The following is a 16,709-nucleotide window of genomic DNA, read 5'->3' as shown; positions in this document are numbered from 1 at the left end:
TGCGGTTCGTCAGCGCCGCACGATCGATCCGGTGCGGCCGATCAGGCGGGCGAGCTGGCGGAAGCGGCTACCGACGCGGTCGGCGACGAGGTCGCCGAGGCGGTGCTCGAACACCAGCATCAATTTACGTCCCTGGCTGCGGAAATGCGTGGCGGGCAAGACACCCGGGCGCGCCGCCGAGATCAGATGCGCGACGCGGAACGCAGCGCCCAACAGACGCGCGCGTTCGAGCTGCGCCGGCGTCAGCAGCTCCTGCGTGGTGACCGGCGGCTGATTTTCTTCGCTGAGCCCCGCATAGCGATAGAACACCGACAGGCCGACGAAGGCGCGCTCGGTGTGGGTGATCGCGCCGAAATTGCCGTTGACGACGAGGCTCAGCGTCTGCTCGCCGCGGTGATCCGGATGCACGCGCCAGCCGATGTCGGACAAGAGGCAGGCGGTATGGCGCAGCCGTCGGTCCTCCTCGGTTTCACGCAGCTTGACTACGCGCACGAGGCGATCGGTCCAGGCGATCAGCTCGTGGGCGTGCTTGGCCGAGCGCGACAGCAGCTGGTTCAGCTCCTCCGCGGCGCAGATCAGGCCGTCCTTGTTACGTTCCGCCTCCGCCAGCTTCTCGTGCAGCAGGCCCTCGCGCACGCCGAAGGTCGAGAACACGATGGTCTTGGGCTTCGCGACCCGGATGATGTGCTCAAGCACCAGTGCCGCGTAGGTGAGGAGCGGGCGGCGCGCGTCGGCGACGCTCTCGATGTCGGCGAGCATGTTCGCGGCCACCAGGCGGCGCAGCCTGCGGGAGAAGTCGAGCGCTTCCGCCGCGGACAGCGAATAGCCGTGCATCACCTGGAGCGGATAGCCGCTCTGGATGATGTGAATGCGCGCGAGCGCGCGCCAGGTGCCGCCGACCGCGTAGAAGGTGCGGCCGCGGCCCGCCGTGAGCTGCGGCACCTCGTCGAGCTCCTCGCGCACGATGCGGTCGGCGCGCTTGAGCGATTTGTGCGCGAGATCCTGCAGCGCAAGCCCGCCGAGCGGCAGCGTCACGCCGCTGCGCACGCTGTTCTTGCGCACGTCGATCAGTTCGAGCGAGCCGCCGCCGAGGTCGCCGACGATGCCGTCGGGATGATGGATGCCGGAGATCACGCCGAGCGCCGACAGCCGCGCCTCGCGCGGGCCCGACAGGATCTCGATGTCCACGGCGCAGATGCGCTCGGCCTTGGCGATGAAGTCGGCACCGTTCGAGGCGTCGCGGCAGGCCGCGGTCGCGATCGCGAACACGCGCCCGACCTGCATCACGCGGCACAGGGCGCGAAAGCGCTTGAGCGAGGTCAGCGCCTTGTCGACGGCGTCGGGGGCGAGCAGGCCGGTGCTCTGCACCTCGCGCCCAAGACCGCACAGCGTCTTCTCGTTGAAGATCGGAATGAGGCTCCGCGCCAGCGCCTCGTAGACGACGAGACGGACCGAGTTGGAGCCGATGTCGATGACCGCGACGCTCGAGCCGCGCTTGCGCGGCCGCTTCACGTCGGAAATCCCCGATCAGGATTGATGGCGTTCGTTCCGGCGCGTGAGACGACGCGGCGAGGATTCCTTGAGCGACTTTCCACGGCCAGACAGACTCGGATTTGTCATGAAGTAGTTGTGGACGTTGAAAGGCTCCTCGCCTTTCGCGGTCTTCATACGCGTTGAGGACCCATCCGGCAACAACTGCCAGCTCTGCTCGTTGTCTTTCAGGTTGGCGACCATGATCTGTTCGAGAACCTGCTGATGAACCGTCGGATTTTGCAGCGGGCACAGCACCTCGACGCGGCGGTCGAGGTTGCGCGGCATCATGTCGGCGGAGGAGATATACACAGCCGCTTTGGCGCTCGGCAGGCCCTGGCCCATGCCGAAGCAGTAGATTCGGCCGTGTTCCAGGAAGCGGCCGATGATCGACTTGACGCGGATATTCTCGGACAGGCCGGGAATGCCGGGGCGCAGGCAACAGATGCCGCGCACCACGAGCTCGACCTGCACGCCCGCCTGCGAGGCCTCGTAGAGCGCGTCGATGATGTCGGGGTCGACCAGCGCATTCATCTTCATCCAGACCGCGCCGTGCCGGCCGTGCCGCGCATGCGCGGTCTCGCCCTGGATGTGCTCGATGATGCGCTTGCGCAGGGTGAGCGGCGACACCGCCATCTTTTCCAGATCGCTCGGCGCGGCGTAGCCGGTGATGAAGTTGAACACGCGCGCGGCATCGCGGCCGATGGTCGGATCCGAGGTGAAGTAGGAGAGGTCGGTGTAGATGCGCGCGGTGACCGGGTGATAATTGCCGGTGCCGGTATGAACATAGGTGGTGAGGCTGCCGCCCTCGCGGCGCACCACCATCGAGAGCTTCGCGTGCGTCTTCAGCTCGAGGAAGCCGTAGACGACCTGCACGCCGGCGCGTTCGAGGTCGCGGGCCCAGCGGATGTTGGCCTCCTCGTCGAAGCGCGCCTTCAGCTCAATCAGCGCCGTGACGGACTTGCCGGCCTCGGCGGCTTCGGCGAGCGTGCGCACGATCGGCGAGTTGTTGGAGGTGCGGTAGAGCGTCTGCTTGATCGCGACGACGTCGGGGTCGCGTGCGGCCTGCTGCAGGAACTGCACCACGACGTCGAAGGATTCGTAGGGGTGATGGACGACGAGGTCCTTTTGCCGGATCGCGGCAAAGATGTCGCCGCCGTGCTCGCGCACACGCTCGGGGTGGCGCGGCACGTAAGGGGTGAATTCGAGATCGGGGCGATCGAGGCGGGTGAGCTGCGAGAGCTCGTTCATCGCCTGCACGCCGTCGACCAGGAAGACCTCGTCGTCGGCGGCCGAGAGTGCGTGCTGAACGAAGCTGCGCAACTGCTCCGGCATCTTGGCGTCGATCTCGAGCCGGATCACCGACCCGCGGCGGCGGCGCTTGAGCGCCGTCTCGAACAGGCGGACGAGGTCTTCCGCCTCTTCCTCGATTTCGAGCTCGGAGTCGCGGATGATCCGGAAGGCGCCCTGGCCGTGCAGGTTGTAGCCGGGGAACAGGCGGTTGATGAACAGGGCGGTTGCCTGCTCGAGCGAGATCAGGCGAACGATTTTGCCGTCGGCCGGCAGGCGGATGAAGCGGTCGATCTTGCCGGGCATGCGGATCAGCGCGTTCATCTGCTTGCCGTCGGCGGCGCGCGTGAGCTGGAGCGCGATGGTGAAGCCGAGGCTCGGGATGAACGGGAAGGGATGCGCAGGGTCGATCGCCAGCGGCGTCAGCAGCGGGAACACGTTGTTGAGGAAATAGTCCTCGATCCAGGTCCGTTCCGCCTTGCTGACATCCTTGCCGTCGACCAGCACGATGCCGACATCGGCCAGCGTGCTGCGCAGGTCGCGCCAGATCGCCTGCTGGTCGGAGGCAAGCTCGGACACGGTGCGGTTGATCAGCGCGAGCTGCTCGGACGGCGTCAGGCCGTCGGGGCTGCGTTCGGCAATGCCCTCGCGCACCTGGGCCTTGATGCCGGCGACGCGGACCATGAAGAATTCGTCGAGGTTATTCGCCGAAATCGACAGGAATCGCACCCGCTCCAGCACGGGGTGGCTGGCATTGACGGATTCCTCCAGGACGCGGCGGTTGAAATGCAGCCAGGAGAGTTCGCGATTGATGAATCGTTCGGGGCTGGCCGCGATCGCCGGCAGGCCCTCGGCTTCCTGAACTTTCTCTTTTATTTCAACAGCTTGCGCAGAATCCATCAGAAGTCGGTCCATCCTGTCTCGCCTCACTTTGCGATCTATGCGCAAAACCCGCGGGAGCATGTGTTACAGCGATGACGTTTCGATGACATTGATGTTCCGCCGCTTCGCTGCGTCAAGCGGGCTCCGCGGCTCCCGGGCGAGCGGGTCAGGCGTCCCGCAGCAGCTCGGCGGCCAGTGCCCTGGTCACGGGGCGGCCGAGCCGGAGGGCCTCGCTGTCGAGCAGTTCCACGGCTTGGCGGGCGGCGGCCGAGGACCGCTCCAGGCGGGTGGCGAGATAGCCGACCACGCTCTCGTCCACATTGAGCTGGCGGTCGGCACAGAATTTCAAGATCAGGCCGCGGAAGAGCTGGTCGTCCGGGGGCAGCAGCGTGACAACAGGCACGGCGCGCAGGCGCGAGCGCAGGTCGCGAAGCTCGATCTCGAGCGCGGCCGGCACCTCGCGCCCGGTGAAGAGCACGTAGGCGCCGTCCTCGCGGGCAAGGTTCATCAGGTGGAAGAGGGCGCGTTCGTCGAAATCTCCCGCCCGGAGATCCTCGACCACCAGGGCGCCGGTGGCGAGCGCGCCCGGAACGCCGGCGGCCGTCAGGACGTTGGCGGCAGCCGAGCGGGCGCCTGAAATGTCGGCCCAGATCGCGGCGAGGTGGCTCTTGCCGCTGCCTTCGGGGCCGGCGAGCCACATGATCCGGTTCGGCCATTCCGGCCAGCTGTCGATCAGGGCCAAGCCGGCCGCGTTGGCGGGACCCTCGAGGAAATTGTCCCGGCTGACGCTCTCCGCATGCGGAAGCGTAAACGCCAATTGTCGGGGATGGACGCGGCCTGCCACGCTTGCTTTGCTCCATGCCGGCGCGCCGGCCCGTTTGAAGAGAATGCGATTTGATGGAGCGGAATTGGCCTTTTGCGGGGCTGCTTCCGCTTTCACCTGGTCCGCTCTCACTTGTCGTCCGCTCTCACTTGGCCTCGATCGTGCTCATGTGCCGCAGCCACCCGACGAGATAGAGCGACACCGACGAGAGCGTGAAGACCGTGACGAGGCCCATCAGGATGATATCATAAGGAGCCGGCTTGAAGCCGAAGGCAAGTGCCGCCAGCACCAGGGCGGCGAACGCCACTTGGGCAACGGTGTTGAGCTTGGACACTTTCGACGGCTTCATCTCGACAGGCCGGTCAAACAGCCAGGATATGATCACGGCGGCGACGATCATGATGTCGCGAGAGACCACCAGGATCACGATCCAGCGCGGAATCGCACCCCAGATCCCCAGCGCCATGTAGATCGAGACCAGCAGGGCCTTGTCCGCGAGCGGGTCGAGCAGGGCCCCAAGCTCGCTCGTCATGTTGAAACGCTTGGCCAGGAAGCCGTCCACGGCGTCGCTGATACCGGCGATCAGGAAGACGGCGAACGCGACCTCCATTTGGCTCGACACGATGGCCCAGACGATGATCGGGACCAGCATGATGCGGCCCAGCGTAATGATGTTCGGAATACTCACGAAAGCGCTTCCCGGCACCCGGTCTACCTCGAAATCCGGCCCCTCGGGAGGCTGAACCGGTTGATATCTCTACATAGTATATGGCGGTGCGCCATGCGAGCCATTGCGTGTCCCCGGAATTCGACGTAACCAGCCGCAACCCCACTGGACATCGGGCATGACCGACCGCAAAAACGGCCTCACTTACGCCGATTCAGGCGTCGATATCGATGCGGGCAACCGCCTGGTCGATCTGATCAAGCCGATGGTGCGCGCCACGGCGCGGCCGGGGGCCGATGCCGAGATCGGCGGCTTCGGCGGCCTGTTCGACCTCAAGGCGGCCGGTTTCAAGGACCCCGTCCTCGTGGCTGCGACCGATGGCGTCGGCACCAAGGTCAAGATCGCGATCGAGACCGGGCTGCACGGCGGGATCGGCATCGACCTCGTCGCCATGAGCGTCAACGATCTCGTGGTGCAGGGCGCCGAACCGCTGTTCTTCCTGGATTATTTCGCCTGCGGCAAGCTCGACCCGGAGGCCACGGCTTCGATCGTCGCGGGCGTCGCGGAAGGCTGCCGCGAATCCGGCTGCGCCCTGATCGGGGGCGAGACCGCCGAGATGCCGGGTCTGTACAAGGACGGCGATTACGATCTCGGCGGCTTTGCCGTCGGCGCTGCGGAGCGGGGCACGCTGCTGCCGCGCAAGGACATCGCGGCGGGCGACGCCGTGATCGGCCTTGCCTCGTCGGGCGTGCATTCCAACGGCTTTTCGCTGGTGCGCAAGATCGTGGAACAATCCGGCCTGGGCTTCGCGGCGCAGGCGCCGTTCGCACCCGTGATGACGCTCGGCGGCGCGCTGCTGACGCCGACCCGGCTCTACGTCAAGTCCTGCCTGCGCGCGATCCGCGAGACCGGCGCGGTGAAGGGGCTCGCCCACATCACCGGCGGCGGCTTCACCGACAACATTCCGCGCGTGCTGCCGCCGCACCTCGGCGTCGGCATCGACCTCGCGCGCCTGCCGGTGCTGCCGGTGTTCAAATGGCTGGCGGCGCAGGCCGGCATTGCCGAGCTGGAAATGCTGCGAACCTTCAATTGCGGCATCGGCATGATCGCGATCGTCGAGCCCGACAAGGTCGACCAGGTGATCGAGGTCTTCACCGACGCCGGCGAGACTGTGGCGCAGCTCGGCACCGTGATCCCGGCCGAGGGCGAGCACCGCGTCGTCTATAACGGCCATCTCGATCTGGCGCTGTGATGAAGCGCCGCGTCGCCATCCTGATCTCCGGCCGCGGCTCCAACATGGCCGCGCTGATCAGGGCAGCAAGCTCGGCGGATTTCCCGGCGGAGATCTCGCTCGTCATTTCCAACAAGGCCGATGCGCCCGGGCTGGAGCGGGCCAAGGCGGCCGGCGTTAAGACGCTGGTGATCGAGAGCAAGCCGTTCGGCAAGGACCGCGCCGGCTTCGAGAAGGTGCTGCAGGCCGCGCTCGATCAGCACGGCATCGAGCTGATTTGCCTGGGCGGCTTCATGCGCCTGTTCACGGCCGAGTTCACCAAAGCCTGGTACGGGCGGATGCTGAACATCCATCCCTCGCTGCTGCCGTCCTTCCCCGGCCTCGATCCGCACGGCCAGGCCTTGCGCGCCGGCGTCAAGCTGTCGGGCGCGACCGTGCACTTCGTGATCCCCGAGACCGATGCCGGTCCGATCGTGATGCAGGGCGCGGTGCCTGTCAGCGATCACGATACCGGGGATACGCTGTCGGAGCGCATCCTCGAGGTCGAGCACCGCATCTATCCCGAAGCGCTGCGGCTGCTCGCGACCGGCAAGGTCCGGATCGAGGGCGATGTGTGCAGGACGGATGGAAGCGGGCCGTCGGAGAATTTCCTGGTCGCGCCGGTGGTGAGCTGAAGCGACTTCTCGCTGCGCGCGCCCCAAACAAAATCCCCCGGCAGAGCCGGGGGGCCACGTCATGGTCTCTCGCGCTCCACGCCGAGAGACATCAGGAGACCTTGAGGTTCTCCGCGGATGCTTTGCCGCGGTTCTCCACGAGGTCGTATTCAACCACTTGGTTTTCGTTGAGGGTCGAGAGTCCGGCGCGCTCGACGGCGGAGATGTGAACGAACACATCCTTGTCGCCACCGTTCGGCTTGATGAACCCATAGCCCTTGGTCGGGTTGAACCATTTGACGGTGCCCTTTTGCGGCATCGCTAGTCTCCTCCACTAGATACAAAAAAGACGCGGCCGCTTTTCGCGTGCCACGCCACAAACGGGCTTCCGAAGTCTGTTCGAGTCTTGAGGCGCAATGTCGCGAAACGCACAGTCGAGCGGCCAATTCCGATTGTGTCCGATATTGCAACACGAAAATCGCGCGTTAGCAAGCAGAGCGCGAATTTCAAGGGCGGGCAGGCCGGGCCGATCTGCAATTTCCGACCTGTGGCTGCGGAACCACAATCGAGGCAATAGCCTGCGTGCCGGCATGCTAAGCGGTTGACCCTCCGGAGCAGTTCGGCCCAAATCGCGGCTTGCGTGCGCCGCGCGTGTTGCATTTTGCGCGCCGCCTTTGGCTTTCGGGATTTGTCGTCATGTGCTGCACATCGCAGCCCTCCGGGACACGTCGGACGATCGGGCGGGGCCGCGTCGGCAGGGTCGCGGCCGCAATCGTGGTGTTTGCGATCGTCGTGATGATGTCGGCCATATCGCCGGTCCTGGCGCAAAGCCCAACGCCAACCCCGACACCGACGCCCACGCCGTCACCGACCCCGATCCCGACGCCGACATCGACCAATTACGACCAGTCGGTCCGCAACGGTGCGCTCAATCTCGGCTCCAGCTTCCTCGAGCGGCTCGGCAACCAGGCCTCGGGCGGTTTCGACCGGGCGTTGCGGACCAATCCCGGCGGCGGCGGCGCATCGGCAGCTGCGGAAGATCCGCGCTACCGCACCTGGGTCGAGGGCTACGGCATCTCGGTGCGCACCGACGCGCAGGGCGACTTCGTCGGCGACAAGCGCAAGACGGTTGGCGGCGTCGCCGGCTTTGGCGCGCGCGTTGCGCCGGGTGTCAATCTCGGCTTCTCCGTCGACCAGAGCCACACCGACGTCGACGTGCCACTGGCGCTGCAGTCGGCAACGCTCGACCTGACGCAAATCGGTTTCAGCGGCTCGGTCGACAAGGGCCCATGGACCTGGGCCTTCGCCGTGGTGCACGGCTTCGGCAAGGTCCGCTCCAGCCGCGACACGGGTCTCGGCTTTGCCACCGCGGGTTATAGCGCCGCGATCGACGGCGCGCTGACCGAGATCAGCTATTACTGGACCCAAGACCAGATGCGTGTCGTGCCAAAGGGGGCGCTGGAATATGTGCGCGCCACCAGCGCGGCGTTCCAGGAGACCGGCGGTCTCGATCCGCTCAACGTCGGCTCGACGGCGCTCGCGCGCGCACGCGTCATGATCGGGGCCGAGATCGGCCGCTACTTCATCATCGATCAGAAGATCCTCGACCTGTCCGCCTACGGCAAGTTCGTCGACAATTTCCACCAGGATCTCGGCTCGATCCAGGTCAGCCTGGGAACCCAGAGCATCGTCGTTCCCGGCATCGGGGAGAGCCGCTATGGCGCGGATGCCGGCGCCTCGGCTTCGCTCAGCCTGACCAGCGTGGCGCGGCTCTACGTCAACTACGACGGCAAGTTTCGCAACGAGCTGACCTCCCACCAGGGCACCGTCGGCTTCGAGTACAAATGGTGAGCTTAGGCTCGCCCGCGCTCAAGCCGGCGTCGCCGCGACATATCCCGTCAGCCCAAACCCCTCGCGCGCGGCCGCCATCATCGGCACCAGCGCGTTCGGATGGATGAACTCGTCGCGAAAGCAGGGATAGGTCTTGGGATCGAAGATCTTCTTCAGCCAGTCGACCACGATCTTGTGGCGCTCGGAGGTTCGGAACTCCTTGTGATAGGTGAGCCAGAGATCGGCGTGGTGGCTGACGCCGAGATCGACGGCGATCAGCGGCGCGCCGAGCGCGATCGAGACCGTCGGCAGGAAGCCGATACCGGCGCCGCGTTCGACGGCATAGAGCACGCCGACCGAGGAATTGGTCTTGATCCCGACGATGCCCTCCAGCGACTTCAGTCCAAGCACGCGGGCATAGGCGCCGTCGTCGACCTGCGGTGCGCTCTGCTTGATGATGCGGTGGTCCTTCAGCTCAGCAAGCGTCGTCGGCACACCGTAGAGGTTTTCGTACTCCTTGGAGACGAAGGGATAGATGTGCAGGCGGCCGAGCTTGGCGACGATCAGGTCGGGATTGGTCGGCGGCTCGAGCTGGATCGCGATGTCCGATTCAAGCCGTGCGACGTCGGCCTGCTCCATCGCGCAGCGCAGATCGACGGTGATCCTGCGGTAGGTCTTCTGGAAGTCGATCAGTCGCGGCAGGATCCAGAAATTGCCGGGCCCCTCCGTCACCGCGACGCGCACGGTGCCCGAGGTGTCGTTCGACGATCGCGAGGCGCGCCGGAAGACGTTGAAGGCGTGACGCTCCATATGCGCAACGTCGGCGATCATTGCTGTGCCTTCATCGCTGAGCGTGAGCCCGCTCTGGTCGCGCAGGAACAGCTTGCAGCCAATGCTCTCTTCGAGCCGGTCGACCCGGCGCATCAGCGTGGTCGAGGTGAGCCCGAGCTCCTCGGCGGCGTTGCGGAAACTTTTATATTTTGCGCATGCTAAAAACAGCTTCAAATCGTCCCAGGACGCATCCAGGGCCTCTTCACGGTGCTGCATCATCGCAGCACCCCGGTGCAATAACTGGTGCATACTCCTGATCTCCAGCCGCTAAGCTCCTCGGAATAGCGGGGCACGAAAGCCTCGAACGATAGAGGCGTGATATGGGTATGGAAAGGGGCTCGTTTGCCGCAAGGCATGATTTCGATGCCTTGCCGCTGAGCCCGGATGTGGACGTCCGGTGCGCGCAATCTTCCGAAATAGCCGCGCTGGCGCAGATGGCGCACCGGCTGGTGCCGGGCGTGCGGATCGGAGCGGAAGAGCTTGCGCGATATGCCACGTTCGATCCTCAGAGCATTCTGACGTTCAGCCGCAGGGGCCGTCTCGTCGGCGGCATGGCCTTCCTGTTTCTCAATGACCGCGGGCATGATGCGCTGCTGCTCGACGAGATCTGCCTTACCGCGCCCGAGACGCGCTATCTCGCTTCCGCGAAGGAAGACGTCGCCGCCATCTACATCTGGGCGATCGCGGCGACGGGGCGGGGCGTCGCCGGTCTCGGCAAGGCCGCGGCACATCTGCGACAGCTAAGGTTTCGCGGCGCGGATTGCTATGCGCAGCCGTCAACGGTGGCCGGACGCAACATCATGAGGGCAACCGGCTTCGCGCCGGTCCCAAGCTTCCAGCCCGACCTCTGGTGCTACGAGCGGCCCTGGCATCGGCAGCCGATGCGCATGCCGGGCGCGATCATTCAAGCAAGGAGTTTTGCAGATGCACGGTACTAGGATTCCCGTCGCCAAGCCCAGTTCCCGCGCCATCACCATCCGCCTTGCGCGCGATCCAAACGATCTCATGCTGGTCACCGCCATTCGCTCCGCGGTCTATCTCGCAGAGCAGGATTGTCCGTTCGAGGAGGAGTTCGACGGCAACGACATGGTCGCGGCGCATTTCATCGGCTTCGTCGGCAACGAACCTGCGGGCTGCCTGCGGGTGCGCTTCTTCGGCGATTTCGCCAAGGTGGAGCGGCTTGCGGTGCGGCACCAATACCGGCGCTCGCGCGTCTCGTTCAAGCTGGTGCAGGCCAGCGTGGACTACGTGAAGCGCAAGGGATTTCGCAAGATCTACGGTCAGGCGCAGGACAGGCTGGTCGATTTCTGGGCGCATTTCGGCGCCAAGCCGCTCGGCCATAATCGCAAGATCACCTTCTCGGATTTTTCCTACACGGAGATGCTGCTGGAGATCGAGCCGGGCCCGGACGCGATCACGCTGGACAGCGATCCCTATGTGATCATCCGTCCCGAGGGCGATTGGGACCGGCCGGGCGTGCTCGACGCTTCGGCGGGGCGGGCGGTGACCTCACCGCTGCGGGACCTCGCGCTCGCCGACCGCTGAAACTGGTGCAGCTCGGCGCAACATAATGCTGGCTTCCATCCACGACGATCCGTCGATCCTGGTCTGCGCGGATCTGCAGATCGAATACCTAACCCCAGGGCGCCGCCACGTTATCCTCGACGGCGACGGCGCCACGGCGCGCTGCCTGGAACTCCTGACGCTGTGGCGCGCCAATCTGTGGCCGGTGATGCATTTGAAGCGCATCGCGCAGGCCGCCTGGTTCAATCCGGCATCCAGGCTGACCGATTGGATCGCGGAGATGAAGCCGCGGCCGGGGGAACTGACGTTCGAGCATCCGCTGCCATCCGCCTATAGCTCGTCGCGGTATGTGGACTACATGTCCAATATCCGCAATGTGCGCTGCATTCTGGTCGGGTTCTCCCTGGACGAGACCATCCTGGCCACCGCCGCCGACGGGTTTCACCGCAGCCATCACTACCAGGTTGTCGCCGACGCCGTGGCTTGCCGCCAGCCGGGCACAGGCGATGCCGCCGCCTATAAGCATGCGGTAGTGAATGTGGTCGGGAATTTTGCTATAATCCAATCCAGCGCCGAACTGATCAGAACCAGCGGCGTCGTCGCGGTGTAGGCGGCCGCGACCGGCGGATGGGGTGCGGGATTGTCACGGGGAGACGAGCTCGAGGAGCTGGCCAGCGACCTGTCGCATGCCGCCGAGAAGGCGCGCAGGCTTGGTCTGCCGACGACGGTTTATCTGCTGTCGATGGCGCTGGTGGAGGTGAGGGAAGCCGCAGCCGGCGCCGACGACGGGCATGACGACGGCGCGGCGTGAGAGCTGCCCCCTAGCCGTTTCCGGTTCTGCGATGTGCCGTTCCGTGATGCGCGGCTTTGTCGTCTGCGGCTTTGTGCAACGCTGCTGAGCGCTTGCTGCCGGCGAATTGGCGTTGCAAGTTCTGCGCTGTCGCAATAGCCAAGGGACTTGATCATCGAGTGATGACGCCGGCTATGCCTGCGACGTGACGCTTTCAAGGATCCTCGCAAATGTCCATGCTGCCCAATTCGCAAGAGGCCCGGGATGTGGCCTATCAGCTCCATCCCTACACCAACGCGCGCACGCATCAGCAGGCCGGTCCCCTGGTGATCGAACGCGGTGATGGTCCCTACGTCTTCGATGCGTCGGGCAAGCGCTATTTCGAGGCGATGGCCGGGCTGTGGAGCGTCGGGCTCGGCTTCAACGAGAAGCGGCTGGTCGAGGCCGCGCACAAGCAGATGCAGGCGCTGCCGTTCTATCACACCTTCTCCGCCAAATCGCACGGGCCCTCGATCGACCTCGCCGAGAAGCTGGTCGCGCTCGCGCCGGTCGCGATGAGCAAGGTGTTCTTCACCAATTCCGGCTCGGAAGCCAACGACACCGTGTTGAAGCTGATCGCCTATCGCTCCAACGCGCTCGGCCAGCCGCAGCGCAAGAAGGTGATCAGCCGGATGCGCGCCTATCACGGCGTCACCATCGCCTCCGCCAGCCTCACGGGCCTGCCGAACAACCACCGCTCGTTCGACCTGCCGCTGCCGAACATTCTGCACACGGGCTCGCCGCATTTCTACAAGGACGGCGCCGCCGGCGAGAGCGAGGAGGCGTTTGCGACGCGCCGCGCCGAGGAGCTCGACGCGCTGATCCAGAAGGAAGGGCCCGAGACGATCGCGGCGTTCTTCGGCGAGCCGGTGATGGGGGCGGGCGGCGTCGTCGTGCCGCCGGCGACCTATTGGGACAAGATCCAGGCGGTCCTGAAGAAGTACGACATCCTCCTGGTCGCCGACGAGGTGATCTGCGGCTTCGGCCGCACCGGCAAGATGTTCGGTTGCGAGACCTATGGCATCAAGCCGGATGCGATCGTGGTCTCCAAGCAGATCACGTCGAGCTATTTCCCGCTCTCGGCGATCATCATGAACGACCGTATGTTCGAGCCGATCGCGGACGAGAGTAACAAGATCGGCGTGCTCGGCCACGGTTTTACCGCCGGCGGCCATCCGGTCGGCTCGGCGATCGCGCTGGAGAACCTCAAGATCATCGAGGAACGCGGCCTGGTCGCGCATGCGGCCGAGCTCGGCGCCTACATGCAGGGCCGTTTGCGCGAGCTCACCAGCCATCCGCTGGTCGGGGAGGTTCGCGGCGTCGGCATGATCGCGGCGATCGAGCTCGTGCTCGACAAGGGGCGCAAGACCGCCGCGGCAACGCCCGGCGCGGTCGGCGGCATCGCCAGCCGCATGCTCCAGGAGCGCGGCGTGATCTCGCGCAACATGCTGGACGCTATCGCCATCTGCCCGCCGCTGATCGTCAACAAATCCCACATCGACGATCTGGTCGCCGCGATCTCGGGCGTGCTGGACGACATGAAGGCGGAAGTCGCCAAGCTGACGCCGGCGTAAGGTCTCTCCTCGTCATCGCGAGGAGCTCAGCGACAAAATTGCGGAGCAATTTTGCGCAGATGCGACGAAGCAATCCAGGGTCTTTCCGCTCAGGCAGTCTGGATTGCTTCGCTACGCTCGCAATGACGACGTGGCGGCAGCGAACCTACGCCCGCTGCACCCCGATCACGCGACCCTTTTCGATCGCCAGCGCCAGCTCGCCGCGCTTCAGCTTGAGCGCGGCATCGCCGAACAATTCGCGGCGCCAGCCGCGCAAGGCGGGCACGTCGGCCTCGTCGTCGGCCGCGATCTCCTCGAGGTCGTCGACCGTCGCGATCACCTTGCTGGCGACCGCGTGGCGCTCGGCGGTCATGCGCAGCAGCACCTTCAACAGCTCGACGATGGCGGCGCCGTTGGAATTGTTGCGCGGCTTTTCCAGCTTCGGCAGCGTCGAAAAATCCCGCTTGAGCCCGCGCTCGACCGCGGCGACGATGTCCGCGCCCCATTTGGATTTCTCGAACCCTTTCGGCACCGAGCGCAGATGGGCGAGCTTCTCCAGCGTGGTCGGCGCGTGGGTGGCGATGTCGGTGATCGCCTCGTCGCGCAGCACGCGGCCGCGCGGCACGTCGCGGCTCTGCGCCTCCTGCTCGCGCCAGGCCGCCACCTCCATCAGCACCGCGAGATCCTTCGGCTTGCGCACGCGCGTCTTCAGCCGCTCCCAGGCCCGCTCGGGATGGAAGTCGTAGGTGCGGGGGGAGGTGAGGACCTCCATCTCGATCGAGACCCATTCGCTGCGGCGGCGCTTTTTGAGGTCGGCGTCGAGCGCGGCGAACACGTCACGCAGGTGGGTGACGTCGGACACCGCGTAGTGCATCTGCTCCTTGGTCAGCGGCCGGCGCGACCAGTCGGTGAAGCGATGCGTCTTGTCCGGACGGTGACCGGTAACCTTCTCGACCAGAGCGTCGTAGGCGATGCTGTCGCCGTAACCGAGCACCATCGCGGCGACCTGGGTATCGAACACCGGGTGCGGGATGATGCCGGCCTGATGCCAGATGATCTCGATGTCCTGACGGGCGGCGTGGAAGACCTTCAGCACGCTCTCGTTGGCCATCAGCTCGAAGAACGGCTTGAGGTCGATGCCGGCAGCCAGGGTGTCGATGACGATGGCTTCCTCGGCGCTGGCCATCTGCACCACGCACAGCAGCGGGTAGTAGGTGGTTTCGCGCAGGAACTCGGTATCGACGGTTATGACGGGGTGCTTGGCCAGCCGGCTGCAGGCAGCCGCGAGGTCAGCGGTGGTGGTAATCAAATCCATGAACGGCCCATGACACTTGGTATCAGCCGTTCTGCCGAAAGTGCTGTGATGTCAAGGGGCTCGATGCGAATTCGAGCCTTGCATCGGGGCCGGAATCGCTTTTTCCGACGAAATTTCTATTCGTAACGGACCCGGTGCGAGGATTTGCGGGCGCAGGGCAGCGCCACCACGATCACGCACATGACGACCAGCGCCAGCCCCAGGAACTCGAAAACCAACAGATCCACGGCGAAATCTCCAGAAACATTGATAGATTTGTCGGGGGTATGTTGAGGGTCTGTTAATTCCAATGGTTACCGGCGGTAGGCGCATCCGGATGGTGGACGGGGGGTTAATGAGGGACTTGCCCAAACGAATTCGGCGCCCCGCATGACGGAGCGCCGACGGTCGTTCGCCGATGTCGGCCGCTTTACGGCAGCTTCAGCGACGTCTCCGCATTGTACGGCTTCAGCGTCTCGTCGGCGGCCTTCTGGGCGGCGGCGAGGGCTTCCTTCGGCTGCTTCTTGCCGTTGAGGACCAGCATCACCTCGTCCTCGAGGGTCTTGCGGACGGGCACGGTCTTGTAAGTTGCGAACCACGGCTTGGCGACGTCGAGCTGCTCGACGGCGGTCTTGGCGTCGGGGTTCTTGTTCAGGAACTCGACCATGTCGGGCGTCTTGTACGCGGCCATGTTGGGCGCGAAATAGCCGGTGGCGCGGCTCCACCAGCCGCTCTTCTCGGGCGAGGTCATCCACTTGATCAGCGTCCAGGCGGCCTTCTGCTTGTCGGCTTCGAGACCGGCCGGAACGATCAGCGAGGCGCCGCCGATCGGCACGGCGTTGCGGACGTTGCGCGGGATGAAGGCGACCTTGTAATTGAACTTGGCGTTGTCGCGCACGTAAGTGAGCGAGCCCGTCGACAGCATCATCATCGCGGCATTGCCTGAGATGAAGGAGGTGCTCACGGCAGGGCCGGGCGTGGCGCCGGGCGTATGGACCTTGTGCTTATAGATCAGGTCGTTCCACCAGGTCAGCGCGCCGAGCATCGAGGGCGTGTCGTAATAGACCTCGCCGCCGAACTCTTCGTTGTAGTAGCGGCCGCCATTGCTCATGGTGAGCGTTTCCATCATCCAGCCGCAATAATCATAGGCGCAGGGGATCGCGATGCCCCATTGGGTCACCTTGTCGCCGTCGCGCTTGGTCAGCTTCTTGGCCCAGTCGGTGAGTTCGGCCCAGGTCTGCGGCGGCTTGCTCGGATCGAGGCCGGCTTCCTTGGCCTTGTCGGCATTGATGTAGAGCAGCGGCGTCGAATTGTGGAACGGCACGCCATAGACCGAGCGGTTGATCACCGCATTGCCGTGCAGCGCGGGGAAAAACTGGCCGAGGAACTGTTCCTTGGTGGTGCCGTCGGCCTTGATCAGCGCACCGAGATTGGTGAGCTCGTTCTCGATCTGCATGTCGAGCAGGAAGTTCGCCGACATGATCACCGCGGACGGCGGCTTGCCGGCCTTGATCGCGGCGCGCGTCTTGATCAGCGTGTCGTCATAGGAGCCAGTGTAGACCGCGGTCGCCTTGATGTCGCGATGGGTCTCGTTGAACTCCTTGATCAGGGTGCCCATGTCGCGGGCGAGCTTGCCGTCAACGGGGACGGGGAAGAACAGATCGATCTCGGTCGGGCCTTCGGCCATCGCCGGGAAGGCGAGGGCGCCGGCCAGGGTGCCTATCATGGCGAGGCCGAGTGCAAGCCTGCGGGAAAACAGCATCGAAGAATCT

General features: G+C 65.1%; 16 protein-coding genes. 8 read left to right on the top strand and 8 right to left on the bottom strand.

What is annotated here, in order from left to right:
* Positions 1-9: 9 nt before the first annotated feature.
* From ppx to K410_RS0121610, 4 genes are all read right to left on the bottom strand, one after another.
* Entirely contained in the window at positions 10-1,512 is a 1,503-nt protein-coding gene (gene ppx, locus K410_RS0121625) for an exopolyphosphatase (RefSeq protein WP_028136809.1), read from the bottom strand.
* A gap of 15 nt (positions 1,513-1,527) precedes the next feature.
* The gene (locus K410_RS0121620) at positions 1,528-3,720 is read right to left on the bottom strand and encodes an RNA degradosome polyphosphate kinase (RefSeq protein ID WP_028136808.1); all 2,193 of its coding nucleotides are present in this window, start codon (positions 3,718-3,720) and stop codon (positions 1,528-1,530) included.
* 148 nt (positions 3,721-3,868) lie between these two features.
* Complete coding sequence (locus tag K410_RS0121615) at positions 3,869-4,546, bottom strand: P-loop NTPase family protein (RefSeq protein WP_028136807.1); 678 nt, start codon at positions 4,544-4,546, stop codon at positions 3,869-3,871.
* 124 nt (positions 4,547-4,670) lie between these two features.
* Positions 4,671-5,213 carry a CDP-alcohol phosphatidyltransferase family protein gene (locus tag K410_RS0121610; protein ID WP_028136806.1) on the bottom strand — a complete coding sequence of 181 codons (543 nt, stop codon included), beginning with the start codon at positions 5,211-5,213 and terminating at the stop codon, positions 4,671-4,673.
* Between the two features lie 157 nt (positions 5,214-5,370).
* Here K410_RS0121610 and purM point away from each other — a divergent pair, with 157 nt between their 5' ends.
* Both purM and purN read left to right on the top strand, forming a co-directional pair.
* Complete coding sequence (gene purM, locus K410_RS0121605; RefSeq protein WP_028136805.1) at positions 5,371-6,444, top strand: phosphoribosylformylglycinamidine cyclo-ligase; 1,074 nt, start codon at positions 5,371-5,373, stop codon at positions 6,442-6,444.
* Positions 6,444-7,097, top strand: coding sequence for a phosphoribosylglycinamide formyltransferase (gene purN / locus K410_RS0121600; RefSeq protein WP_028136804.1), 654 nt, complete (start codon positions 6,444-6,446; stop codon positions 7,095-7,097). Before purM ends, purN begins: the two co-directional genes overlap by 1 nt.
* Positions 7,098-7,188: 91 nt before the next feature.
* Here purN and K410_RS0121595 read toward each other — a convergent pair whose 3' ends face one another.
* A complete protein-coding gene (locus K410_RS0121595; protein WP_018645416.1) occupies positions 7,189-7,395 on the bottom strand; it encodes a cold-shock protein in 207 nt (68 codons plus the stop codon).
* Between the two features lie 377 nt (positions 7,396-7,772).
* Between K410_RS0121595 and K410_RS0121590 the strand changes: the two genes are divergently transcribed.
* On the top strand, positions 7,773-8,927 hold the full coding sequence (locus tag K410_RS0121590; RefSeq protein ID WP_028136803.1) for an autotransporter outer membrane beta-barrel domain-containing protein: 1,155 nt from the start codon (positions 7,773-7,775) through the stop codon (positions 8,925-8,927).
* 18 nt (positions 8,928-8,945) lie between these two features.
* Here K410_RS0121590 and K410_RS0121585 read toward each other — a convergent pair whose 3' ends face one another.
* Positions 8,946-9,986 (bottom strand): LysR family transcriptional regulator, encoded by a 1,041-nt coding sequence (locus K410_RS0121585; protein ID WP_028136802.1) that lies wholly within the window; start codon positions 9,984-9,986, stop codon positions 8,946-8,948.
* Positions 9,987-10,057: 71 nt separating this feature from the next.
* Here K410_RS0121585 and K410_RS0121580 point away from each other — a divergent pair, with 71 nt between their 5' ends.
* The 5 genes from K410_RS0121580 (at position 10,058) to K410_RS0121560 (ending at position 13,664) form a co-directional block, all read left to right on the top strand.
* A complete protein-coding gene (locus tag K410_RS0121580; RefSeq protein WP_028136801.1) occupies positions 10,058-10,675 on the top strand; it encodes a hypothetical protein in 618 nt (205 codons plus the stop codon).
* On the top strand, positions 10,662-11,282 hold the full coding sequence (locus K410_RS0121575; RefSeq protein ID WP_028136800.1) for a GNAT family N-acetyltransferase: 621 nt from the start codon (positions 10,662-10,664) through the stop codon (positions 11,280-11,282). Before K410_RS0121580 ends, K410_RS0121575 begins: the two co-directional genes overlap by 14 nt.
* 25 nt (positions 11,283-11,307) lie before the next feature.
* A complete protein-coding gene (locus tag K410_RS0121570) occupies positions 11,308-11,871 on the top strand; it encodes an isochorismatase family protein (RefSeq protein ID WP_028136799.1) in 564 nt (187 codons plus the stop codon).
* A gap of 30 nt (positions 11,872-11,901) precedes the next feature.
* A complete protein-coding gene (locus K410_RS40495) occupies positions 11,902-12,072 on the top strand; it encodes a hypothetical protein (RefSeq protein ID WP_196236032.1) in 171 nt (56 codons plus the stop codon).
* A gap of 209 nt (positions 12,073-12,281) precedes the next feature.
* Positions 12,282-13,664 carry an aspartate aminotransferase family protein gene (locus tag K410_RS0121560; RefSeq protein WP_028136798.1) on the top strand — a complete coding sequence of 461 codons (1,383 nt, stop codon included), beginning with the start codon at positions 12,282-12,284 and terminating at the stop codon, positions 13,662-13,664.
* A gap of 145 nt (positions 13,665-13,809) precedes the next feature.
* Here the strand turns inward: K410_RS0121560 and rnd are convergent, their stop codons facing one another.
* Complete coding sequence (rnd, locus tag K410_RS0121555) at positions 13,810-14,958, bottom strand: ribonuclease D (protein ID WP_028136797.1); 1,149 nt, start codon at positions 14,956-14,958, stop codon at positions 13,810-13,812.
* A gap of 409 nt (positions 14,959-15,367) precedes the next feature.
* Positions 15,368-16,699 carry an ABC transporter substrate-binding protein gene (locus tag K410_RS0121545; RefSeq protein WP_028136796.1) on the bottom strand — a complete coding sequence of 444 codons (1,332 nt, stop codon included), beginning with the start codon at positions 16,697-16,699 and terminating at the stop codon, positions 15,368-15,370.
* Positions 16,700-16,709: the final 10 nt, after the last annotated feature.

Source organism: Bradyrhizobium sp. 22 (assembly GCF_000482425.1).
In the GTDB taxonomy this organism is placed as follows: domain Bacteria; phylum Pseudomonadota; class Alphaproteobacteria; order Rhizobiales; family Xanthobacteraceae; genus Bradyrhizobium; species Bradyrhizobium japonicum_B.
This window is presented reverse-complemented; position numbering and strand designations above follow the sequence as displayed.